Source organism: Shimia fortis, from assembly GCF_040225985.1.
GTDB lineage: Bacteria > Pseudomonadota > Alphaproteobacteria > Rhodobacterales > Rhodobacteraceae > Shimia.
Genome location: NZ_JBBPEU010000009.1, coordinates 22,108 through 44,481, shown reverse-complemented (window position 1 = coordinate 44,481; position 22,374 = coordinate 22,108). Strand labels below are relative to the sequence as shown.

26 protein-coding genes are annotated in these 22,374 nt (G+C 61.3%); 21 read left to right on the top strand and 5 right to left on the bottom strand.

Annotated elements, in window-relative coordinates:
- Window positions 1–410 precede the first annotated feature (410 nt).
- The 7 genes from WNE31_RS13745 to WNE31_RS13715 all read left to right on the top strand — a co-directional run bounded on the left by WNE31_RS13745 (window position 411) and on the right by WNE31_RS13715 (window position 4,701).
- Window positions 411–560: a hypothetical protein gene (locus WNE31_RS13745; protein ID WP_349980415.1), complete on the top strand. Its 150-nt coding sequence runs from the start codon at window positions 411–413 to the stop codon at window positions 558–560.
- Between the two features lie 244 nt (window positions 561–804).
- Entirely contained in the window at window positions 805–1,020 is a 216-nt protein-coding gene (locus tag WNE31_RS13740) for a DUF1127 domain-containing protein (RefSeq protein ID WP_349980413.1), read from the top strand.
- A 222-nt stretch (window positions 1,021–1,242) separates the two neighbouring features.
- Window positions 1,243–1,704, top strand: a complete 462-nt coding sequence (gene rplO, locus WNE31_RS13735; protein WP_349980412.1) for a 50S ribosomal protein L15 — start codon at window positions 1,243–1,245, stop codon at window positions 1,702–1,704.
- A gap of 118 nt (window positions 1,705–1,822) precedes the next feature.
- Entirely contained in the window at window positions 1,823–3,187 is a 1,365-nt protein-coding gene (gene secY / locus WNE31_RS13730) for a preprotein translocase subunit SecY (RefSeq protein ID WP_349980410.1), read from the top strand.
- Window positions 3,184–3,759, top strand: coding sequence for an adenylate kinase (locus tag WNE31_RS13725; RefSeq protein ID WP_349980409.1), 576 nt, complete (start codon window positions 3,184–3,186; stop codon window positions 3,757–3,759). Before secY ends, WNE31_RS13725 begins: the two co-directional genes overlap by 4 nt.
- Before the next feature lie 10 nt (window positions 3,760–3,769).
- Window positions 3,770–4,138 (top strand): hypothetical protein, encoded by a 369-nt coding sequence (locus tag WNE31_RS13720; protein ID WP_349980408.1) that lies wholly within the window; start codon window positions 3,770–3,772, stop codon window positions 4,136–4,138.
- Window positions 4,139–4,329: 191 nt separating this feature from the next.
- On the top strand, window positions 4,330–4,701 hold the full coding sequence (locus WNE31_RS13715; RefSeq protein WP_349980407.1) for a hypothetical protein: 372 nt from the start codon (window positions 4,330–4,332) through the stop codon (window positions 4,699–4,701).
- 69 nt (window positions 4,702–4,770) lie between these two features.
- Here WNE31_RS13715 and WNE31_RS13710 read toward each other — a convergent pair whose 3' ends face one another.
- Together WNE31_RS13710 and WNE31_RS13705 are read right to left on the bottom strand one after the other, a co-directional pair.
- Entirely contained in the window at window positions 4,771–6,417 is a 1,647-nt protein-coding gene (locus tag WNE31_RS13710) for a BCCT family transporter (RefSeq protein WP_349980405.1), read from the bottom strand.
- 54 nt (window positions 6,418–6,471) lie between these two features.
- A complete protein-coding gene (locus WNE31_RS13705) occupies window positions 6,472–6,885 on the bottom strand; it encodes a universal stress protein (protein WP_349980404.1) in 414 nt (137 codons plus the stop codon).
- Window positions 6,886–7,416: 531 nt separating this feature from the next.
- Between WNE31_RS13705 and rpsM the strand changes: the two genes are divergently transcribed.
- The 14 genes from rpsM to WNE31_RS13635 all read left to right on the top strand — a co-directional run bounded on the left by rpsM (window position 7,417) and on the right by WNE31_RS13635 (window position 20,293).
- Entirely contained in the window at window positions 7,417–7,785 is a 369-nt protein-coding gene (gene rpsM, locus WNE31_RS13700; protein WP_349980403.1) for a 30S ribosomal protein S13, read from the top strand.
- Between the two features lie 15 nt (window positions 7,786–7,800).
- Window positions 7,801–8,193, top strand: coding sequence for a 30S ribosomal protein S11 (rpsK, locus tag WNE31_RS13695; protein ID WP_349980401.1), 393 nt, complete (start codon window positions 7,801–7,803; stop codon window positions 8,191–8,193).
- Window positions 8,194–8,309: 116 nt separating this feature from the next.
- Window positions 8,310–9,326, top strand: a complete 1,017-nt coding sequence (locus WNE31_RS13690) for a DNA-directed RNA polymerase subunit alpha (protein WP_349980400.1) — start codon at window positions 8,310–8,312, stop codon at window positions 9,324–9,326.
- A gap of 134 nt (window positions 9,327–9,460) precedes the next feature.
- Window positions 9,461–9,886: a 50S ribosomal protein L17 gene (rplQ, locus tag WNE31_RS13685; RefSeq protein ID WP_349980398.1), complete on the top strand. Its 426-nt coding sequence runs from the start codon at window positions 9,461–9,463 to the stop codon at window positions 9,884–9,886.
- A gap of 149 nt (window positions 9,887–10,035) precedes the next feature.
- Window positions 10,036–11,418 carry a trypsin-like peptidase domain-containing protein gene (locus tag WNE31_RS13680; RefSeq protein ID WP_349980396.1) on the top strand — a complete coding sequence of 461 codons (1,383 nt, stop codon included), beginning with the start codon at window positions 10,036–10,038 and terminating at the stop codon, window positions 11,416–11,418.
- A gap of 2 nt (window positions 11,419–11,420) precedes the next feature.
- A complete protein-coding gene (locus tag WNE31_RS13675; protein WP_349980395.1) occupies window positions 11,421–12,731 on the top strand; it encodes a replication-associated recombination protein A in 1,311 nt (436 codons plus the stop codon).
- A gap of 124 nt (window positions 12,732–12,855) precedes the next feature.
- Window positions 12,856–13,233: a fluoride efflux transporter CrcB gene (crcB, locus tag WNE31_RS13670; RefSeq protein WP_349980393.1), complete on the top strand. Its 378-nt coding sequence runs from the start codon at window positions 12,856–12,858 to the stop codon at window positions 13,231–13,233.
- Window positions 13,230–14,273: an RluA family pseudouridine synthase gene (locus WNE31_RS13665; RefSeq protein ID WP_349980391.1), complete on the top strand. Its 1,044-nt coding sequence runs from the start codon at window positions 13,230–13,232 to the stop codon at window positions 14,271–14,273. Before crcB ends, WNE31_RS13665 begins: the two co-directional genes overlap by 4 nt.
- Entirely contained in the window at window positions 14,270–14,950 is a 681-nt protein-coding gene (locus tag WNE31_RS13660; RefSeq protein ID WP_349980389.1) for an HAD-IA family hydrolase, read from the top strand. Before WNE31_RS13665 ends, WNE31_RS13660 begins: the two co-directional genes overlap by 4 nt.
- The gene (locus WNE31_RS13655; protein WP_349980387.1) at window positions 14,947–15,657 is read left to right on the top strand and encodes an ATP12 family chaperone protein; all 711 of its coding nucleotides are present in this window, start codon (window positions 14,947–14,949) and stop codon (window positions 15,655–15,657) included. The genes WNE31_RS13660 and WNE31_RS13655 overlap by 4 nt, the downstream gene beginning before the upstream one ends.
- A gap of 201 nt (window positions 15,658–15,858) precedes the next feature.
- Window positions 15,859–16,875, top strand: a complete 1,017-nt coding sequence (locus WNE31_RS13650) for an amino acid ABC transporter substrate-binding protein (protein ID WP_349980385.1) — start codon at window positions 15,859–15,861, stop codon at window positions 16,873–16,875.
- 123 nt (window positions 16,876–16,998) lie between these two features.
- Window positions 16,999–18,213: an amino acid ABC transporter permease gene (locus WNE31_RS13645; RefSeq protein ID WP_349980383.1), complete on the top strand. Its 1,215-nt coding sequence runs from the start codon at window positions 16,999–17,001 to the stop codon at window positions 18,211–18,213.
- A 3-nt stretch (window positions 18,214–18,216) separates the two neighbouring features.
- Window positions 18,217–19,515: an amino acid ABC transporter permease gene (locus WNE31_RS13640; protein WP_349980381.1), complete on the top strand. Its 1,299-nt coding sequence runs from the start codon at window positions 18,217–18,219 to the stop codon at window positions 19,513–19,515.
- A gap of 13 nt (window positions 19,516–19,528) precedes the next feature.
- Window positions 19,529–20,293 carry an amino acid ABC transporter ATP-binding protein gene (locus WNE31_RS13635; RefSeq protein WP_349980379.1) on the top strand — a complete coding sequence of 255 codons (765 nt, stop codon included), beginning with the start codon at window positions 19,529–19,531 and terminating at the stop codon, window positions 20,291–20,293.
- A 64-nt stretch (window positions 20,294–20,357) separates the two neighbouring features.
- On the opposite strand, the gene WNE31_RS13630 is transcribed toward WNE31_RS13635, so the two are convergent.
- The 3 genes from WNE31_RS13630 to WNE31_RS13620 are packed head-to-tail and all read right to left on the bottom strand — an operon-like array spanning window position 20,358 to window position 22,289.
- On the bottom strand, window positions 20,358–20,849 hold the full coding sequence (locus WNE31_RS13630; RefSeq protein WP_349980378.1) for a SixA phosphatase family protein: 492 nt from the start codon (window positions 20,847–20,849) through the stop codon (window positions 20,358–20,360).
- The gene (locus WNE31_RS13625) at window positions 20,839–21,498 is read right to left on the bottom strand and encodes a ferredoxin (protein WP_349980377.1); all 660 of its coding nucleotides are present in this window, start codon (window positions 21,496–21,498) and stop codon (window positions 20,839–20,841) included. Before WNE31_RS13625 ends, WNE31_RS13630 begins: the two co-directional genes overlap by 11 nt.
- Window positions 21,495–22,289 (bottom strand): sterol desaturase family protein, encoded by a 795-nt coding sequence (locus tag WNE31_RS13620; protein WP_349980376.1) that lies wholly within the window; start codon window positions 22,287–22,289, stop codon window positions 21,495–21,497. The genes WNE31_RS13625 and WNE31_RS13620 overlap by 4 nt, the downstream gene beginning before the upstream one ends.
- Window positions 22,290–22,374 lie beyond the last annotated feature (85 nt).

Genomic DNA, 22,374 nt, shown 5'->3' with positions numbered 1-22,374 from the left:
ATAAGGTGTCTCACCGATCCCGGCTCAACACTTACCCTTGGGCCGGGGGCAAACCTCAGTGTTTCATAACCGACCGCCCCCGTTACCCCGCCTTAACCACATCCTCCTACCTTCTTTCCCGTCGCGACCGGTGCGGGCATATCCCGCGCCACCCAAGGAACAGGTGTCGGCGGAGAAACCCCGCCGATCATGCCGAGCCTCACCGGTGAAGCTATTCCGCATGTGGGCCCATCCCATGCCGCATGTCCGCATTGGCAGCGCTGCCACATTATCCCGCATATCCCCCTGACGGCCTCTGGCCCGTCGGGTCACAGCCATGCATGCCGCACAACGCGGCCATGCGTTTTCTTCGCTGGTGCAGCATGACCTGCCCGCCTATTGAGCGCGGCGAGGAAACATCATGACGCGGAATGACAGACATGGCCTTCGTGACCGACAAAACGACCGCAGCTCCGGTGCTGCTCAAACCGTTCATGGCGCTCAGCGCGGCGATCTCTGCCTTGTTGCAGGCCGAACCCGTGCCGCATTGGACGGACTATCTCAACGACCGCGACGCCTGAGCGCGGCCCCCATTTGATTTTGACGAAGCCCTGCACCTCGTGCGGGGCTTTTTGCTGTTGGGCCCTGGCACCGACCCGCAAGCCTGCTGTTCTCAGGCTGCTTAAAAGCCATGCCTTGCCGGCATAACAGAGATGCAAAAATGGGCAGTTGTTGAATGGGGCCGACATCCCTATCTCCCCGTCATCCCAATACAACGCGCAATTCGGCCGGAAAGGACATCGGCCCAGTCACAGGACACATGACATGTATTATGTAGCAACCAAAGACCACGCCGGTTTCGATATCGTCGGCCGTATCCTGCATTTCATCGAAGACGTGAAAGCCGCCTATGTGCAGCACCGCGACTGTGCCCGCACCTACCGAGAGCTGTCCCGCCTGACCCATGACGAGCTGGACGATATCGGCATCTGCCGCGCCGACATCCCCGAGATTGCGGCCCGAGGCGGTCTGAACCGCTGATCCGCTCCCGCCAGACCCGGCAAGAGAAAAGCCCTGCACAGCTGCGGGGCTTTTTCCTTTTGGGGCCCTCTGCCGGCACGGGCCTATCCCCGCTTGCATCGCAGCGCGCCCTCGTCTATACGCCCCCGGTGGCCTTTTCAGGTGCACAGAATCAACAATCAAGAAACGCCGCGTTTGGCCCGTTCACGCTTCATGGGTCAGTTCCGGCAAAGGAGAAGCGACATGAAACTTCATGAACTGCGCGACAACGAAGGCGCAACCAAGAAACGCACACGTGTAGGCCGTGGTCCGGGTTCGGGCAAAGGTAAAACCGGTGGCCGTGGTATCAAAGGTCAGAAATCGCGTTCGGGTGTTGCGATCAACGGGTATGAAGGCGGCCAGATGCCCCTCTACCAACGTCTGCCCAAGCGTGGCTTCAACAAGCCCAACGCCAAGAAATTTGCCGTTGTGAATCTGGGCCTGATCCAGAAATTCATCGACGAGAAAAAGCTCGACGCCTCGGCCGCGATCACCGAAGACGCGCTGGTTGCGTCCGGTCTGGTCCGCCGCAAGCTCGACGGCATCCGCGTTCTGGCCAAAGGCGACATCACTGCCAAGGTTGACCTCGACGTGACCGGCGCCTCGAAATCGGCTGTTGAAGCAGTCGAAAAAGCAGGCGGCTCGCTGAAAGTCAAATCCGCCTGAGGCGGCATTTAACAGGTTGTGAGCGGCGCGCGAGCCGCTTACATATCCCCTAGTTTTCCAAACGCCGCCAAACCGGAAAACGGTTCTGGCGGCGTTGTCATTCAACAGAGAGATCCAGATGGTATCTGCAGCAGAGCAAATGGCGGCCAACACAAGCTGGGCCGCGCTTGGTAAAGCCACCGATCTTCGCAACCGAATCCTGTTCACGCTGGGTCTTTTGATCGTCTACCGCATCGGCACTTTCATTCCGGTGCCGGGGATCGACGGCATCGCCTTGCGCGAATTCATGGAAGAGGCGGCGCAGGGTATCGGCGGCATCCTGACCATGTTCACCGGTGGTGCACTGGGGCGCATGGGCATCTTTGCTCTGGGCATCATGCCCTACATCTCGGCCTCGATCATCGTCCAGCTGCTCACTTCGATGGTGCCGGCGCTGGAACAGCTCAAGAAAGAGGGCGAACAGGGCCGCAAGAAGATCAACCAGTACACCCGTTACGGCACCGTCGCCCTGGCCACGCTGCAGGCTTATGGTCTGGCCGTGTCACTTGAGGCGGGCGAACTGGTCACCGATCCGGGCATGTTCTTCCGCATTTCCTGCATGATCACCCTTGTCGGGGGCACCATGTTCCTGATGTGGCTTGGTGAACAGATTACCGCTCGCGGCATCGGCAACGGGATCTCGCTGATCATCTTCGTTGGCATCATCGCCGAAGTCCCCGCCGCCCTGGCCCAGTTCTTTGCCTCGGGCCGTTCGGGCGCCGTCAGCCCTGCCGTGATCATCGGTGTGATCGTCATGGTGGTCGCCACCATTGCCTTCGTGGTGTTCATGGAACGCGCGCTGCGCAAGGTGCACATCCAGTACCCGCGTCGCCAGGTTGGCATGAAGGTCTATGATGGCGGCTCGTCGCACCTGCCGGTCAAGGTCAACCCCGCCGGTGTGATCCCCGCGATCTTTGCGTCGTCGCTCTTGTTGCTGCCGACCACGATTTCGACCTTCTCGGGTCAGCAGACCGGCCCGATCATGTCGACCTTGCTGGCCTATTTTGGCCCCGGTCAGCCGCTGTACCTTCTGTTCTTCACGGCAATGATCGTGTTCTTCGCGTACTTCTATACCTTCAACGTGTCGTTCAAACCGGACGAGGTGGCAGACAACCTGAAGAACCAGAACGGCTTTGTGCCCGGCATTCGCCCCGGCAAGAAAACCGCCGAGTATCTGGAATATGTCGTGAACCGCATTCTGGTGCTGGGCGCGGCCTATCTTGCGGCAGTTTGTCTCCTTCCGGAAATTCTGCGTGGCCAGTTCGCGATCCCCTTCTATTTTGGCGGCACTTCGGTTCTGATTGTTGTGTCGGTGACGATGGACACCATCCAACAGGTTCAGAGCCATCTGCTGGCCCACCAATACGAAGGGCTGATCGAAAAGTCGCAGCTCTCTGGCAAAGGCCGGGGCAAGCGCAAGCGTAAAGGACCGATCCGCAAATGAACCTGATTCTTCTTGGACCTCCCGGCGCGGGCAAAGGCACGCAGGCACAATTCCTTGTGGAAGAGCGGGACATGATCCAGCTCTCCACCGGCGACATGCTGCGCGAAGCCAAGGCCAGCGGCTCTGAGATGGGCAAGATCGTGGCCGAAGTGATGGACTCGGGCGGTCTCGTGACCGACGAGATCGTGATCGGCCTGATCCGTGAAAAGCTGGAAGGCGACAAGAAGGGCGGTTTCATCTTTGACGGCTTCCCGCGCACATTGGCCCAGGCCGACGCGCTGGCCGAGCTGCTGGCGGAAAAAGGCGAAAAGCTGGACGCCGTGATCGAGATGCAGGTTGATGACGAAACGCTGGTGAAACGGATCGTTAACCGCGCAGCCGAAGCCGTCGCCGCAGGCGGCACCGCGCGCGCCGACGACAACGAGGAAAGCGTGCGCATCCGACTGATGGAATACTACAAGAAAACTGCACCGCTGATCGGCTATTACCACGCCAAGGGCAACCTGTCGTCGATCGACGGTCTGGGCACCATGGACGAGGTCAAGGGCGCGATTGCCGGGATCCTCGGGTGAGAGCCCTTCCTTGAAGAAGCGAAAAAACTCTTTCCGAACCCTCTGCGAGATGGGTTCGGATACTAGCCTCCAAGAGCGGATCGAGAACATCGCTCTCCTAATGCTAAGGGCAAAAGGTAAGTATCGGGATCGTTTAATCGACATTTCGCTAGAACTGACCTGCCTCAGAGCGGAGGACTTCACAGAAGAGTTGGCTCCAATGTTTATAGAATTCGCTGATTTGGTCGAAAAGAACAGAAGCGGAATTTCTGTTGGGTTCGGTCATTTCAACGATCCTACAATCAAGGATCGCGAACGCTTGGCAGAGCTGTCCCTCGATTTGTTGAAAGGCTGTGCGGTGGCTGAAGCTATGTTTGACACTGCAGAGGCCAATAGGTAGCGAACGATTACTCATCCACCCTCCAACAAGTTTAGGGGCGACACAGGCGCGTTTACACGATCGCGTCTCGAAAGCTAGATCACCTGATCAACTGCCTAAAGGTGGCAAGGGACTTCGTTCTAGGTAACACCCGCTTCGGCATCCGACCAAACACTGCTAGACTGGCCCTCTGATTTTCGGAGGGCCTTTTCATGTTCAGATCCCTTGCCGTTGTGGCACTCTTCCTTGGCGGTCCCGTCCATGCGCAGGAGTTCATGGACGATCCGTCCAAATGCGCGCTTTTGAAAGCTGACGACAGGATCGGGGCCGTGGCGGACGGCGCGATGATCCTTCACGCGACGGGGATGGATTCGATCGAATATTATTGCGAGTTTTCCCCCGCGATTGCCTTTGACTGGAGTGGTGACGCCGAGACCCAGACACGTCTTGGGTTCTGCGAAGAGCCGGGGCCGTTTGTTTTCCCGACCCTGTTTGCATTCCGGATGTATGGGTCGGAACCGGGCAGGGTGTACGTCCATGCCGACCAGACCGGAGAGGGGCGCGCCTTTACCCTGTGCGACTGAGAAAGAGGTCCGGTCACATAAAAAGGGCCCCGCCTGATAGGGGCCCTTTCCTGGGTTTCGTGGTCGGCGTCACTGTTGTTTGCGTTCGGCCAGAAGACCCTTCCAGATCGCCCAGCACATCACCAGCAACACGACTGTGAAGGGCAGGCCGGTCGAGATCACCATGGATTGCAGCGACTGAAGCCCCCCTGCCGAGAGCAGCAGCACGATGGCCACCGCGCCCTCGAAGATGCACCAGAACACGCGCTGTGGCACCGGTGCGTCTACCTTGCCGCCAGCCGTGATCGTGTCGATCACGAGCGAGCCCGAGTCGGACGAGGTGACAAAGAACACCACCACCAGAGCGATGCCGATGAACGATGTGATCCCCGCCAGTGGCAGCGCGTCCAGCATTTTGAACAGCTTGAGTTCCAGCGGCGCATCCTGTGCGGCGGTGTAGCCGTCGGTCAGAACTTGATGGATCGCGGTGCCGCCAAAGACCGACATCCACAACACGCAGACCATTGACGGGATCAGCAACACGCAGATCACGAATTCCCGCACCGTACGGCCGCGGCTGACGCGGGCGATGAACATGCCCACGAAGGGCGACCAGCTGATCCACCACGCCCAGTAGAACGCGGTCCAGCCCTGCGAAAAGTTCACGTCCTCGCGGCCCACCGGATTCGACAGGGCGGGCAGATATTGCAGATACGCACCAAGGTAATCGACAAAGCCCGTAAGGATCGCGAGGGTCGGCCCCATAAACAGCACGAACAGCAGCAGCAGCGCCGCAAGTCCCATGTTGATCTCGGATAGAACCTTGACGCCGCCATCCAGACCGCGCACCACCGACACCAGTGCCACGGCGGTGATCACGGTGATCAGGACAACCTCGGTTGTTGATCCCAGCGGGATGCCGAACAATTCGTTCAGGCCCGCATTTGCCTGTGTCGCGCCAAAGCCAAGAGATGTGGCCAGACCGAACAGCGTCGCGAACACGGCGAGCACGTCGATCACGTGGCCCCACCAGCCCCAGACTCGGTCCCCGAGGATCGGGTAAAAGGCGCTGCGGATGGTCAGCGGCAGGCCCTTGTTATAGCTGAACAGCGCCAGCGCCAGCGCCACTACCGCATAGATCGCCCACGGGTGCAGACCCCAGTGAAAGATGGTGGCCGCAAAGGCGAGCCGCACCGACTCGGCCTCGTCTCCGGCGGCGCCATTCAGGGGGGCCCAATCGGTCCGCACCCCGTTTTCGCCAACGGTCGTGCCGCCGAAAGAGGTCGAGAAATGGCTCATCGGTTCGGACACGCCATAGAACATCAGGCCAATGCCCATGCCCGCCGCGAACAGCATCGCGAACCAGCCGAGATAAGAATAGTCAGGCGTGGCCGCGTCGCCGCCGAGGCGCACCTTGCCCACGGGCAGCACGATCAGTAGCAGGCAGAACAGGACGAACAGGTTTGCCGCGCCGAGGAAAAACCAGTCAAACCCCTTGGTGACGGCGCTGAACATCCAGCTGAACGCGGCACCGGCCTGTTCGGGCAGGGCCAGCGTGTAAAAGACAAATGCAATGATCGACAGTCCGGAAATCAGGAAAACCGGGTTGTGAATATCAAGCCCGAACGGGCCGACCTGGGTTTCAATATTGTCCTGACCAATTTCGTAATCGGTCTCGATGATCTCTGAGACACCTTCCGGCTCGGGTATCCCCTGGTCGTTGTTTGTTTCGGCCATGGTTGGCCTCCTCACTGTGTTTGGTGTTTCTGTGCGGTTCGGCAGGGGCGTCGTTCAGCGCACCACCATGACCGAGACCTTGGCGTGGCCGGCAATGGTGCCGCCGTTCGAAGGCCAGATGTAATCGGTGAGATTGGGCACATGGCTGGCCATCACGACAAGGTCGGCACCGATCTCGCCCACCGTTTTCAGAAGTGCCGGATCAAGGTCGACCGTGGGGTCGTGGCTGGTGATGGCGTGGGACCGGACGTCGATTCCGTGCGCGGTGCGCTGGGTCTCGGCGAAGGTCGCCAGCTTGGTCGCGAACTCGGCCGGGTTATGGGCGACCGCCCCGGGTGCTGCGGCGGTCACTGCGACATAGGTCACACGTGCGCCATAGAGTTTGGCGAGGTCCGCAGCACAGGTCAGCGCCTTGTCCAGTCGCCCGGTATGGGCGAGGTCGACCGGCACCATGATGTGGGTGTACACGTCTTGCTCCTTTCGTTGCATTCAGGGGAGGCAACCGGCGCAGGCGATCCTTTCAGGGCCTTAGCTGTTGTCCCCTGTGTTTCGCTGACCCCGAACAGGAAGCCGCCCGGGGTTCTTGCAGCTTAGCCCGAAAATCGCCCAAAAAACAGGCGGGGCCGTCGGGTTGTCTTTGTAAACCGACATCGGGCATCGGAACCGGCCTTGCCCTGCGGGGGGTGCTTGTGCGAGCCCAGCGGGCGTTCAGGCAAGGGGGAGGCGACCGGCGCAAGGCCCCGCAAAACCCCGATCGTTACCTGATCGTACGATGGTGTAATCCATTGATTGGGGGGCTTTGGGCAGCTGGGGCTTGACCATCCGGAAAAATGCCCATAAACCGCACCATCTCTGAAAGAGAATCATATTTGCAGACGGGGTCGCGCCCTGGACGCAAGATCACCTGATCAGCTGAGGCCCGGCCGCAAAATGCGTCGGGCTTACGTTGTGAAAAAAGGTTCCGGAACTACGGAACCGCAACGAAAAGGAAAGTGACACGTGGCACGTATCGCCGGCGTAAACATCCCGACCCACAAGCGGGTCCCGATCGCCCTCACATACATCACTGGCATTGGTAACACCTCTGCTGCTGCAATCTGCGAAGCCGTTGGCATCGACGCAACCCGTCGTGTGAACGAGCTGTCGGACGCCGAAGTTCTGGCCGTCCGCGAACACATCGACGCAAACTACACCGTAGAAGGTGACCTGCGCCGTGAAGTTCAGATGAACATCAAACGCCTGATGGACCTTGGCTGCTATCGCGGTCTGCGCCATCGCCGCAACCTGCCTGTTCGTGGTCAGCGTACGCACACCAACGCGCGCACCCGCAAAGGCCCGGCGAAACCGATCGCCGGCAAGAAGAAATAAGGGAGGTCTGCACCAATGGCACGTGATACCCGTCGCGGAGGCAAGAAAAAGGTCTCCAAGAATATCGCATCGGGCGTAGCCCATGTGAATTCGTCGTTCAACAACACCAAGATCCTGATCTCGGACGTACAAGGCAACGCCATCTCGTGGTCGTCGGCCGGTACCATGGGTTTCAAAGGCTCGCGTAAATCGACCCCGTACGCCGCTCAGATGGCTGCGGAAGATGCGGGCAAGAAGGCTCAGGAACACGGTGTCAAGACGCTCGAAGTCGAAGTTCAGGGCCCCGGTTCGGGTCGTGAATCGGCTCTGCGCGCTCTGGCGGCCATCGGCTTCAACATCACTTCGATCCGTGATGTGACCCCGATCGCCCACAACGGCTGCCGCCCGCCGAAGCGCCGTCGCGTCTAAGCAACGTTTTTTATCTCTGGGGCCGCGTGATTTTCACGGCCCCAGTTCGCCGTTTTGAAACCTCGGGAGTCTGATCCTTTTTTGGACATGGAGGACAGACAGGAATGGAGGGACGCATGATCCACAAAAATTGGGCAGAACTGATCAAGCCGACCCAGCTTGACGTGAAGCCGGGCAATGACCCGACTCGTCAGGCGACGGTTGTCGCTGAACCGCTGGAGCGTGGCTTTGGTCTGACTCTGGGCAACGCGCTGCGCCGCGTTCTGATGTCGTCGCTGCAAGGCGCGGCCATCACCAGCGTACAGATCGACAACGTTCTGCACGAGTTCTCGAGCGTGGCCGGTGTACGTGAAGACGTCACCGACGTGATCCTGAACCTCAAAGGCGTTTCGCTGCGCATGGAAGTCGAAGGGCCCAAGCGTCTTTCGATCCAGGCCAAAGGCCCGGGCGAAGTCACCGCCGGTGACATCGTGGACAGCGCAGGTATCGAAATCCTGAACAAGGACCACGTGATCTGTCACCTCGACGATGGCGCCGACCTGTTCATGGAACTGACCGTCAACACCGGCAAAGGGTACGTGTCTGCGGATAAGAACAAGCCCGAAGATGCACCCATCGGCCTGATCCCGATCGACGCGATCTATTCGCCGGTCAAGAAGGTGTCCTATGACGTGCAGCCGACCCGTGAAGGTCAGGTTCTGGACTATGACAAGCTGACCATGAAGGTGGAAACCGACGGGTCGATCAGCCCTGATGATGCTGTGGCCTTCGCCGCGCGCATCCTGCAGGACCAGCTGTCGATCTTCGTGAACTTCGAAGAGCCCGAGTCGGCCGGCCGTCAGGAAGAAGACGATGGTCTCGAGTTCAACCCGCTTCTGCTGAAGAAAGTGGACGAGCTGGAACTGTCGGTGCGGTCTGCAAACTGCCTCAAGAACGACAACATCGTTTACATCGGCGATCTGATCCAGAAAACCGAAGCCGAGATGCTGCGCACCCCGAACTTCGGCCGCAAGTCGCTGAACGAGATCAAGGAAGTTCTCTCGGGCATGGGTCTGCACCTTGGCATGGACGTCGAGGACTGGCCGCCGGACAACATCGAAGATCTGGCCAAAAAGTTCGAAGACTCGTTCTAAGAATAGCAGGAGGGCCTCGGCCCTCCTCGCAATGCCCGGACCTGCCGGGGAATATATGGGCACTTCCGCCCCAAGGTGAGGGACTGACACGCATCGGTCTCCGGACAAAGCAAAACGCAAGAAGGAATTGAAAAATGCGTCACGCACGTGGTTACCGCCGCCTGAACCGTACTCATGAGCACCGCAAGGCCCTGTTCGCAAACATGGCAGGATCGCTGATCGAGCATGAGCAAATCAAAACCACCCTGCCGAAAGCCAAAGAACTTCGCCCGATCGTTGAAAAACTGATCACCCTGGCGAAAAAAGGCGACCTGCACTCGCGCCGCAACGCCGCGTCGCGTCTGAAGGAAGAGCAGTACGTCGCGAAACTGTTCGACGTGCTGGGCCCGCGCTATGCGGACCGTCAGGGCGGATATGTGCGCATCATGAAGGCGGGCTTCCGCTATGGCGACATGGCGCCGATGGCGATCATCGAATTCGTTGATCGTGACGTCGACGCCAAAGGCGCGGCCGACAAGGCCCGCGTTGCAGCCGAAGAAGCGGCAGCTGACGAAGAATAAGATCCCTCGGGGTTTTCCCGATATCTGGCCCCGCCTGTTCGTCAGGCGGGGTTTTTTTGTGCGCGCTGTCAGCGGGAGGCGACCTTGCAATCCCCCGCCGCGCCCCGCATATCCTTGGGCAGAGAGCCGCGCTTAATCACGAGGATGCCATGTACCGAGCCATTCTGACCGCTGCTGCCATTGGTCTTGCCACGCTGGCCCATGCCGAGACAAAGGTGCCGCAATCGCAGGCCGAAATCAGTCTGGGGTTTGCGCCGCTGGTGAAAACCGCCGCCCCCGCCGTTGTGAACATCTATGCCAAGCGGGTTGTAAATGTGCGCGAGAGCCCGTTCATGGGGGATCCGTTTTTCCAGAACCTTTTTCGCGACTTTGCCGAACCCCGCCCGCGGGTCGAGAACTCGCTCGGGTCGGGGGTGATCCTGTCCGAAGACGGCATCGTCGTGTCGAACTATCACGTGGTCGGCCAGTCAACGGATATTCGCGTCCACCTGAATGACCGGCGCGAATACGCGGCCGAGGTGCTGCTGGCCGATCAGGAAGCCGACCTTGCCATTCTCAAGCTGAAAGACGCCGAGGACATGCCGTTCCTGACCCTGCGCGACAGCGACACGGTCGAGGTGGGCGAGCTGGTGCTGGCGATCGGCAACCCGTTCGGGGTGGGCCAGACCGTGAGCAGCGGGATCGTGTCGGGGCTTGCGCGGTCGGGCACGGCCACGGGCAACGCGCGGGGCTATTTCCTGCAAACCGATGCGCCGATCAACCCGGGCAATTCGGGCGGGGCGCTGATTGACATCAACGGCGCGCTGATCGGGGTCAATACCTCGATCCTGACACGCTCGGGCGGCTCGAACGGGATCGGCTTTGCAATCCCGTCCTCGCTGGTGGGGCAGTTTGTCGAACAGGCCCGCGAAGGGCGCAGCGCCTTTGCCCGGCCATGGGCGGGGATGTTTGGCCAGCCAGTCGACGCAGACATGGCCGAGGGGCTGGGGCTGGACCGTCCGGGCGGTATCGTCGTGTCGGAGCTGCATGAAGAAAGCCCGTTCCGCGCGGCCGGATTTGCGCCGGGGGACGTGATCCTTGAGGTGGATGGCGAGCCGGTCAACACGCCGGCAGAGATGATTTTCCGCATGTCGGTTGCGGGCATCGGGCAAGAGGCCGAGGTTCTGGCGCTGCGGGACGGGGATACGGGGGTGACGCCCGTGGCCATGATGGCGGCCCCGGAAAAGCCCGCGCGCAACACCACGACGACGGGGCGACGCTCGGCGGTGCCCGAGATGGTGATTTCGAACATCAATCCGGCGGTGCTGGGGCAATATGGCCTGCCGCTGAGCCTGACCGGCGTGGTCATCGAGAACCCCGGCCCCGTGGGCGCGCGCATGGGATTGCGGCCGGGGGATGTGCTGCGCGGGATTGACGGGGCCGAGATCGCCACGGTGAAGGACGCGGAACGTGCGCTGACCAGGGCCAACCGCAAGATCACGGTGGAAATCCAGCGCGGTACCCAGCGCATCGTGTCGCGGTTCCGGCTCTGACCATGGCGGACCTGTTTGACAGTTCGAACCCCACGCCCGATGGCAGCGCCCCGCGCCCGCTGGCCGACCGGTTGCGTCCAAAGACACTGGGCGACGTGATCGGGCAAGAGCAGGTTCTGGGGCCCGAGGCACCGCTGGGGGTGATGCTGGCCTCGGGGTCGCTGTCATCGCTGATTTTCTGGGGGCCGCCGGGCGTGGGTAAGACCACGATCGCGCGCCTTCTGGCCGATGAAACCAACCTGCATTTCGTGCAGATCAGCGCGATTTTCACCGGCGTGCCCGAACTGCGCAAGGTGTTTGAGGCGGCGAGGATCCGCCGCCAGAACGGGCAGGGCACGCTGTTGTTCGTGGACGAGATTCACCGGTTCAACAAGGCCCAGCAGGATGGGTTCCTGCCGCATATGGAGGATGGCACGATCCTGTTGGTGGGGGCCACGACCGAGAATCCGTCGTTCGAGTTGAACGCCGCCGTGCTGAGCCGGTCGCAGGTACTGGTGCTGGAGCGGCTGTCGCTGGGCGATCTTGAGCGGCTGGCGCAGCGGGCCGAGCGCGAGTTGGGGCGCGGCCTGCCGCTGGAAGGTCCTGCGCGTGAGGCGTTGCTGGAAATGGCAGATGGCGACGGGCGGGCCTTGCTGAACCTCGTGGAACAGGTCGCGGCGTGGCAGGTGCGTGGCAAGCTGGATCGCGACGCGCTTGCCAAACGGTTGATGAAACGCGCGGCCAAGTATGACAAGTCGGGCGACGAGCATTACAACCTGATTTCCGCCCTGCACAAATCGGTGCGCGGCTCGGACCCTGATGCGGCGCTGTACTGGTTCGCGCGGATGCTGGAAGGGGGCGAGGACCCGCGGTTCCTGGCCCGGCGGATCACGCGGATGGCGGTCGAGGATATCGGGCTGGCTGACCCGCAGGCGCAGGCGGTGTGTCTGCAAAGCTGGGAAACCTACGAACGGCTGGGCAGCCCCGAGGGCGAGTTGGCGCTGGCACAGGCGCTGGTGTATCTCGCGCTGGCGCCAAAATCGAACGGGGTTTATGTGGGCTATAAGGCGGCAGTGAAGGCGGCTAGGAAGACCGGCTCGGAACCGCCGCCGAAACATATCCTGAACGCGCCGACGCGGCTGATGGAGGATCAGGGCTACGGCAAGGGCTATCAGTATGACCATGACGCCGAGGACGGGTTTTCGGGCCAGAACTATTTCCCCGACGGGATGAAACGGCCCGTGCTCTATGCGCCGGTTGAGCGCGGGTTCGAGCGCGAGTTGAAAAGGCGCGTGGACTATTTTGCCAACCTGCGCGCCAAGCGGGGCGGGTAAGGCCGGAAAAGGGGCGCTGCCCCTCTTGGCCGCAGGCGGCCAATTCACCCCGGAGTATTTTCGCCAAGGTGAAGAATGGGCTGCTTTGCTTGACAAAAGCGGGGTGGCAGGTGATGGACGCGGGATGTTGACAAACCTGACATATGTGGCGCTTGGCGGCGCGGCGGGTGCGAGCCTGCGCTATCTGATGGGGCTGGGTATCCTGCGCCTTGTCGGGCACGGGTTTCCGGTAGCTGTCCTGTCGGCGAATATCCTCGGGTCGTTCCTGATGGGGGTGTTCGTGGTGGTGGCGGCGCATCGGGGGCTGACCCATCTGTCGCCGCTGGTGATGACCGGGTTCCTGGGCGGGTTCACGACCTTTTCGAGTTTTTCGCTCGAGGCGGTGAACCTGTTTGAAAAGGGGCAGGTCGGGGCGGCGGCGGGTTATGTCACGCTTTCGGTGGCGGGCTCGGTTGGGGCGCTTTTGTTGGGGATATGGGTGACGCGGGGGATTTTCGCATGAGCGGCGTACAGACAATCACGGTGGCGGCAGGGGACGCCGATCAGCGGCTGGACCGGTGGTTGCGGCGGATGTTCCCGCATGTGAACCAGATCCGGATCGAGAAGATGTGTCGCAAGGGCGAACTGCGCGTGGATGGCGGGCGGGTGAAACCGGCGACCCGTCTGGAAGCGGGCCAGAGCGTGCGTATTCCGCCGCTGCCCGAACCGGGGCAGGAACCCCGGCGCGAGGTTGCGCGCGTGTCCAAGGCGGATGCGCAGATGATCCGTGACTGCGTGATTTACAAGGACGATGACGTGATCGCCATCAACAAGCCGCCGGGGCTGGCGACGCAAGGTGGCAGCAAGCAGACCCGCCACGTGGACGGATTGTCCGAGGCGCTGAAATTCGATTACGACGAGAAGCCGCGCCTTGTGCACCGGCTGGACAAGGACACGTCGGGCGTCCTGCTTCTGGCGCGGACGCGGCAGGCGGCGCAGGCGCTGACGGCGGCGTTGCGGCACAAGGATACGCGCAAGATTTACTGGGCTGTGGTGGCCGGTGTGCCGGTGCCCTATCTGGGCGAGATCAAGTACGGGCTGGTCAAGGCGCCGGGCCACGGGCGGCGCGGAGAGGGCGAAAAGATGGTCTGCGTGCATCCGCGCGAGGTGGAAAGCACCCCCGGGGCCAAGCGGGCGATCACGCAATATGCGACCCTCTACCGTGTGGCGAGCCGCGCGTCCTGGGTGGCGATGGAACCGATCACCGGGCGCACCCACCAGTTGCGTGCCCATATGGCCGAGATCGGCCATCCGATCGTGGGGGACGGCAAATATGGCGGATCGAGCCAGGAGAACCTCGGCGATGGCTGGGGTGCGAAACTGGGCGGGATCATCTCGAACAAGTTGCACCTGCATGCACGTACGATGCAGTTCGAGCATCCGACCAAGCGCAAGGTCATCACCGTGACCGCCGATCTGCCCGATCATATGGCCCATACATGGGAGACCTTTGGCTGGACGCCGGATATTGCGGCGGAGGACCCGTTCGAGGAACTCAGATGACGGCTTTGCGGCTGGTTGTATTTGATGTCGATGGCACGCTGGTGGACAGCCAGGGTGACATTCTTGCGTCGATGACCATGGCGTTTGAAGCCGTGGGCGCGCCGGTGCCCGACCATGCGGCGGTGCTGGGGATTGTGGGGCTTTCGCTGGATGTGGCGATGCCGCGGCTGGCGCCGGATCTGGACCGCGAAACCCACCATGCATTGGTGGACGCCTATAAGGCGTCGTACATGACCTTGCGGGCCAGGGTGGGGGCGGCGCAGTCTTCGCCGCTTTATCCCGGGGTGCGTGCCGTGCTGGAGCAACTGGCGGCGCGGGACGACCTTTTGCTGGGGGTGGCCACGGGCAAATCGCGGCGCGGGCTGGACAAGCTGTTGGAAGGGCACGGGATGGAACGGATGTTCGTCACCGAGCAGGTCGCCGATTTTCACCCGTCGAAACCGCACCCGTCGATGCTGTTGGCGGCGCTGGCCGAGACCGGTGTCGCCGCGCGGGATGCGGTGATGGTGGGCGACACGAGTTACGACATGGATATGGCGCGGGCGGCGGGCCTGTGCGGGGTCGGGGTGACATGGGGCTATCACCGCCCCGAGGCCCTGACATCGGCGAATCGGTTAGTAGATCGTTTCGAGGCGCTGCCGGGCGTATTGGACGAAATCTGGAGGGACGCGGCATGAGCGGATGGGCGAAAAAGGTTTTCTGGAAAGAGGTCAGCGTGAACGAGGCGGACGGTGGATTCACGGTCACGCTGGACGGGCGCGGGCTGAAGACGCCGGCGAAATCCGCGCTGGCCGTGCCGACCCGTGATATGGCCGAGGCCATCGCCGCCGAATGGCGCGCGCAGGACGGCGAGGTGAACCCGCTGTCGATGCCGGTGACGCGGTCGGCCAATGCCGCGATCGACAAGGTGGCGATCCAGCACGGCGAGGTGGCGGACATGCTGGCCGATTATGGCGGCACCGACCTGCTGTGTTACCGCGCGACAAACCCTGAAGAGCTGATTGCGCGGCAGGCGGCCGAGTGGGATCCGGTGTTGGACTGGGCTTCCGAGACGCTGGGCGCGCGGCTTTTGCCGGTGGCCGGCGTGATGCATGTTGCCCAGTCTGACACGGCGCTGCAAGGATTGCGCGACAAGGTACACGCCATGTCGAATTTCGAGCTGGCGGCGTTTCACGATCTCGTGAGCCTGAGCGGGTCGCTGGTTCTGGGCTTTGCCGCGACTCACCAGATGCGCCCGATCGAGGAGATCTGGATGCTCTCGCGGCTGGACGAAACGTGGCAGGAAGAGCTGTGGGGCGTCGATGAAGAGGCGGCAGAGCAGGCCGAAATCAAGAAACAGGCCTTTTTGCACGCGGACCGCTTTTTCAAAATGTCTCGAAAATAGCTTAAAAAGTCCAATACTTGCGCGCAGGGTGGGCGGCGTTGCGGAATGATAGATTTCCGTGATGCTGCTCTTGACGTTTTGCGATGAATCCGCCCAAACTGATCCACGCTGAGGGGGGAGCACCCTTACCAGTAACACTCGCGGTCCCTGTGACCGTAATAAATCCACCCGAAAAGGGTGGACCATCAGGAAGAGGTAAAAATGAAAAAATCCGTAATCTTTGGTGCACTGACTGTTGCCGGCCTGGCGGCTGGTGCGGCTGCTGCCGGTACGCTGGACGACGTCAAGGCGCGCGGCAAGCTGAACTGCGGTGTGACCACCGGCCTGGTCGGCTTTGCGGCTCCGGACGCGAACGGCAACTGGGAAGGCTTTGACGTCGGCGTCTGCCGCGCCGTGGCCGCTGCTGTTCTGGGTGATCCGACCGCTGTCGAGTTCGTGCCGACCACCGGCAAGACCCGCTTTACCGCGCTGGCGTCGGGTGAAATCGACATGCTGGCCCGCAACACCACCTGGACCTTCTCGCGCGATGTCGACCTGAAGTTCGAATTCACCGGCGTGAACTATTATGACGGTCAGGGCTTCATGGTTCCGGCAGAGCTGGGCGTGTCCTCGGCCAAGGAACTGGACGGCGCAACCGTTTGTATCCAGACCGGCACCACCACCGAGCTGAACCTCGCGGACTTCTTCCGCGCCAACAACATCAGCTACGAGCCGGTTCCGATCGAAACCAACGCAGAAGCACAACAGCAGTACCTTGCCGGTGCCTGTGACGTTTACACCACCGACGCTTCGGGCCTCGCGGCAACCCGCGCGACCTTTGAAGATCCGGGTGCACACGTTCTGCTGCCCGAGATCATCTCGAAAGAGCCGCTCGGCCCGCTTGTCCGCCACGGCGACAACAACTGGGGTGACGTGGTTCGCTGGACCCTGAACGCTCTGATCACCGCTGAAGAGCTGGGCGTGACCTCGGCCAATATCGGCGAAATGGCCGGTGGCACCAACAACCCCGAAGTGAACCGTCTTCTGGGCACCGAAGGCTCGCTTGGCGAAATGCTCGGCCTGTCGGCTGACTGGGCCAAGAACGCCGTCATGGCGGGTGGCAACTATGGTGAACTGTTCGAGAAGAACATCGGTGAAAACACTCCGATCGGTCTGGCCCGTGGCCTGAACGCTCAGTGGACCGATGGCGGCCTGATCTACTCGCCGCCCTTCCGCTAAGATCCAATAACGAAGGGCGCGGGGACCACCTCGCGCCCTTCGCGCTTTATACAGTTTCAGAACATCGGCCACCGGCAAAAAGCCACCTCAGATAACAAGGCCGAGTAACGGGGAACATCCCAGATGACCACACTGACCGACCCTCCCAAGGAGTCGTTCCAGCTTTCTATGCTGGTCTACGACACCCGGTACAGATCGCTCACGTTCCAGGCGTTGGCCGCCATCGCGCTGGCCCTGTCGATCTTTTACCTGGGCAGCAACCTGATCAACAACCTGCGTGCTGCCGGGCTTAATATTTCCTATGATTTCCTCGGCGCCCCCGCCGGGTATGACATCAACCAGACGCTGATCGAGTATGACAGCCAATCGAGCAACGCGCGCGCCGCGATGGTCGGGCTGATCAATACACTGATCGTGGCGTTCCTGGCCTGTATCACCGCCACCGTGTTCGGGGTGATCGCCGGGGTGCTGCGCCTGTCCAACAACTGGCTTATTGCCAAGTTGATGGCCGTCTATGTCGAGATCTTCCGCAACATTCCGGTGCTGATCTGGATCATCATCATCTTTACCATCATGACCGCCGTGATGCCGGGGCCGCGGGCGTTCCGCGGGGCTGAACCCGAAGCGTCAATGGTGCTGGACGCAATCGCCTTTACCAACCGTGGCGTTTATATTCCGGCACCCGTCTGGGGACCGGGGTCGATGGTGGTTGTGCTGACCTTTGTCGCCTCGGTGATCGGGATGGTGGCCTATCGTCGCTATGCGACCAAGCTGCTTTATGACACGGGCAAGCTGCTGCCCACCGGCTGGCCAAGCCTTGCCATCCTGATCCTGCCGACGCTGGTCATGTTCTTTATCATGGGCAAGCCGATCGGGCTGGATATCCCCGCGTTGAAAGGGTTCAACTTTCAGGGCGGCATCAAGGTCGGCGGTCCGCTGATCGCGCTATGGTTCGCACTGTCGATCTATACCGGTGCCTTCATCGCCGAGAACGTGCGCGCCGGTATTCAGGCCGTGAGCAAGGGCCAGACCGAGGCCGCCGCCGCGCTGGGCCTGCGTCCGCGCCGGATCATGAACCTTGTGGTGCTGCCGCAGGCACTGCGGGTCATCATTCCGCCGCTCATCTCGCAATACCTGAACATCACCAAGAACTCGTCGCTGGCGATTGCGGTGGGCTATGCCGACATCACCGCCACGCTGGGGGGTATCACGCTCAACCAGACGGGGCGCGCCATCGAATGCGTGCTGCTGTTGATGCTGTTCTACCTGACCATCTCGTTGTGCATCTCGGCGTTCATGAACGTCTACAACAACGCCATCAAGCTGAAGGAGCGCTGAGCCATGTCAGATCAACATGCCCATAGTGTCGCCTTCGTGCGCACCGAAACGATCCCCGAATCCCCGCCGCCCGGCGTTGCCTCGGGGCCGATCAAGTGGATGCGGGAAAACCTGTTTGCCACGCCGGCCAATGCCCTGCTGACAATTGTCGCGCTCTACATGATCTATCTGATCCTGTCGCCGACTCTGCCGTGGATCCTGAACGGGGTCTGGAACGCGAACAGCCTGTCTGAATGCCGGGAAATCCTGAACGGCACTTCGGGCGCCTGTTTCGCGGTGCTGGCTGAACGCTGGCCGCAGCTTCTGTTCGGGTTCAAATACCCTTCCGAGGAATACTGGCGTCCGGTTCTGGCGTTCTTCCTGTTGTTCGTCGCTGCGGCTCCGGTTCTGTTCTTTGACCTGCCGCGCAAGCTCTTGGCCTTTACTGCCGTTTATCCGTTCCTGGCCTTCTGGCTGATCTGGGGCGGGACGATCCTTGTGCCGCTGGTGGCGCTGGCGGGCTGTGGTGCCGGCTTTGCCGTCTACCAACGCCTTGTGGCGCGCAACTTTGCTGCGGGGTTCTTTGGTGGGATCGTCGCCGCGCTGATCGTGTTCAGCCTGGGCGGGGCCCTGATCCCGGAAGGCGCGTCCGAGAACGCGATGCTGCCAGCCGTGCCCAGCCGTGACCTTGGCGGGTTCATGCTCAACATGATGCTGGGTGTGACCTGTGTGTCGCTGTCGGTGCCGTTGGGGATCGCGCTGGCGCTGGGGCGTCAGTCGTCCATGCCGCTGATCAAGTGGATCTGTGTCGTCTTCATCGAGTTCATCCGCGGGGTGCCGCTCATCACGCTGCTGTTCGTGGCGTCGGTGATGCTGTCCTACTTCTTCCCGCCGGAATCGACGGTCGATCTGTTCCTGCGCGTGGTGATCATGATCACCATGTTCTCGGCGGCCTATATCGCCGAGGTGATCCGCGGTGGTCTGGCCGCTCTGCCCAAGGGACAGTACGAGGCCGCGGATTCGCTGGGGCTGGATTATGCGCAGGCCATGCGTCTGATCATCCTGCCGCAGGCGCTCAAGATTTCGATCCCGGGCATCGTCAACGTGGCAGTGGGCCTGTTCAAGGATACCACGCTGGTGTCGGTCATCTCGATGTTCGACCTCGTGGGCATGATCCGCGGACCGATCCTCGCCTCGACCGAATGGAACGGCGTCTACTGGGAACTGCTTGGCTTTGCCGCGCTTCTGTTCTTTGTCGTCTGCTACGGCATTTCACAATACTCGCAATGGCTGGAACGTCGCCTTGCGACCGATCACCGATAAGGAGAGCTGACCCATGTCCGAAGCTCAAATGAAGGTCTCTGACGAGATCGCAATCACCATCGAGAACATGAACAAGTGGTATGGCACCTTCCATGTTCTGCGTGACATCGACCTGACCGTTTACCAAGGCGAACGGATCGTGATCTGTGGCCCGTCCGGGTCGGGGAAATCGACGCTGATCCGCTGTATCAACGCGCTGGAAGAACACCAGCAGGGGTCGATCACGGTGGACGGCACGCTGTTGTCGTCGGACCTCAAGAATATCGACAAGATCCGGTCCGAGGTTGGCATGTGCTTTCAGCACTTCAACCTGTTCCCGCATCTGACCATTCTTGAGAACTGTACGCTGGCGCCGATCTGGGTGCGCAAGATCCCCAAGAAGGAAGCTGAAGAAACGGCGATGCACTTCCTTGAGAAGGTGAAGATCCCCGATCAGGCGAACAAGTATCCCGGCCAGTTGTCTGGCGGTCAGCAGCAGCGTGTGGCGATTGCCCGTTCGCTTTGCATGCGTCCGCGCATCATGCTGTTTGACGAACCCACCTCGGCGCTGGACCCCGAGATGATCAAAGAGGTGCTGGACACCATGATCGAGCTGGCGGAAGAGGGCATGACCATGCTCTGTGTCACGCACGAGATGGGCTTTGCCCGTCAGGTGGCGAACCGCGTGATCTTTATGGACCAGGGTCAGATCGTCGAACAGAACGAACCGGAAGAGTTCTTCAACAACCCCAAGAGCGACCGGACGCAGCTGTTCCTCAGCCAGATTCTGGGGCATTGATCGGAGGGGTGCAAACCCATTCCAAACACGGAAAGGCGGGCTTCGGGCCCGCCTTTTTCTTGGATCAGAGAAGGTCGCGCGGCACGGTGAATTTCTTGACCTTGCCACTGCCGAAGCGCACGGCATCCCATGTGTCGGCATCGAATTTGAACACGGTCGTGGCCCCTGTCGGATAGTCGAGGAACCGCGCATGGGCGGGCAGTTTCCTGGCCAGACGTTCGGCACATTCGCCGATGCCGGGGTTGTGGCCCAGCAGCAAGAGTTTTTGCCCCGAGGCCCCTTGGATATGGCGCAGGATCACATCCGCGCTGGCGTGGTACAACCCCTCTTTCAACACAGGTGCCACGTCGAACCCCATCAACTCATAGGTCTCGCGGGTGCGGGCGGCGGTCGAGCAAAGCACCTGATCCGGCACCATTTTTTCCTTGCGCAGCCAGTCTCCGAGCGCGATGGCCGAGGCGCGGCCGCGTTTGTTCAACGGGCGGTCATGGTCCGACTGGTCGAGATTTTTCCAGCTGGATTTGGCGTGGCGGACGAGAATGAGTTTAAAGGCCATTTTCGAGAAAGACTCGCATGTGATAGGAGGACTGCTCTTCCAGTCTGCCATATTCGGCCGAAACGGGACAGGCGCGTCTCGCCGCACAGCCCCGTGTGAGGCAGGCCTTTGGGTCGGTTTGCGCGATGACGTTGCGGCAGGCATCGACGTCATAGACCCCGGTCGCAAAGGCCTCGACGGGGCAGGCGGTCACACAGGGTTTGTCGGCGCAGGTCGCGCAAGGCGAGGGGGCCGGGGGCGGCAGGTCGATTTTCTGCGGCAGGGCGATGGCACCGCGAAAGGACACGAACAGGCCCGCCCGGTCATGCACAAGCAGGTTGATCGGCGAAGGATGGCAGCGCCCTGTGTTCAGCGCCCATTGGTAGAACGGCTGGTACGGGGGGCCGGTGAACGGGAAATAGGGCTGCCCGCCCAGAGCGGCAGCCAGCGCCGTGACCACCCGCGAGGACCATTGGTCAACGGGGTTGGGGACGTGTCCGGTGTATTCCGGCTGGGTTTTGAAATGGTTCCAGAAGCGCGGCTCGAGCGGCGACAAAAGGATCAGCGTGCCGAACCCCGCCAGTTCGGGATCCTCGGGGTCAGGGTGGAACGCGCCCAGAATGTCGAGATGCATCGCCCCGACCGCGCGCGAGAGCGTGGCATAATTCATTTGCGCGCAAAGGGGAGGCGCAGGCTCCAGCCCAGTTTGGACGGGCGGTCATCCTGCCATTGCAAGCCAATGGTCATGTCGTCATGTCCCCCTTCGGGTTGGGCGATATATGTTCCGAAGATACGGTCCCAGATCGACAGCGAAAAGCCGTAATTGCTGTCATGTTCGTGGCGGTGCACGGAATGATGGACGCGGTGCATGTCGGGCGTCACCAGCACCAGCCGCAGCACGCGGTCCACGCCCAGCGGCAGCTTGATATTGGCGTGGTTGAACATGGCTGTGCCGTTGAGGATGATCTCGAACAGGATGATGGCCAGCGCGGACGGCCCGAGCAGGTAAACCAGCCCGATCTTCAAGAGCATCGACAGGGCGATTTCCACAGGGTGAAAGCGGATCGCGGTGGTCACGTCGATGTCGCGGTCAGCATGGTGGACGCGATGCAGGCGCCACAGCACGGGCACCTTGTGGGTAATCAGGTGCTGCGCCCAGATCGCGAAGTCGAAAATCAGGATCGCGAGGATGGTTTCGGACACCACACCCAGATCAATCCGGTTGAACAGGCCCCAGCCATTGGCGCCTGCATCCACCGCCGCGCCCACCGCCAGAAGCGGCAGGCCGAACGCCATCAGGCGCAGGGTCAGGGTGTTCAGGATGGTAATGGCCCAGTTGGTGACCCAGCGCGTCTTGCGCGGCTGGGTGCGCACGCGGCGCGGCGCCAGCGTTTCCACCACTGCAAACAGCGCGAACAGTCCGGCAAAGACCGAGAGGCGGATCAGGGCTTCGTTTTCCATCAGGCAGGCTTCCCTTGGCTACGCTGGTACACAAGGGCAATGTATGCCTTTTGCTGAATATTGAAAGGGTTTCGCGCAAGGGCCG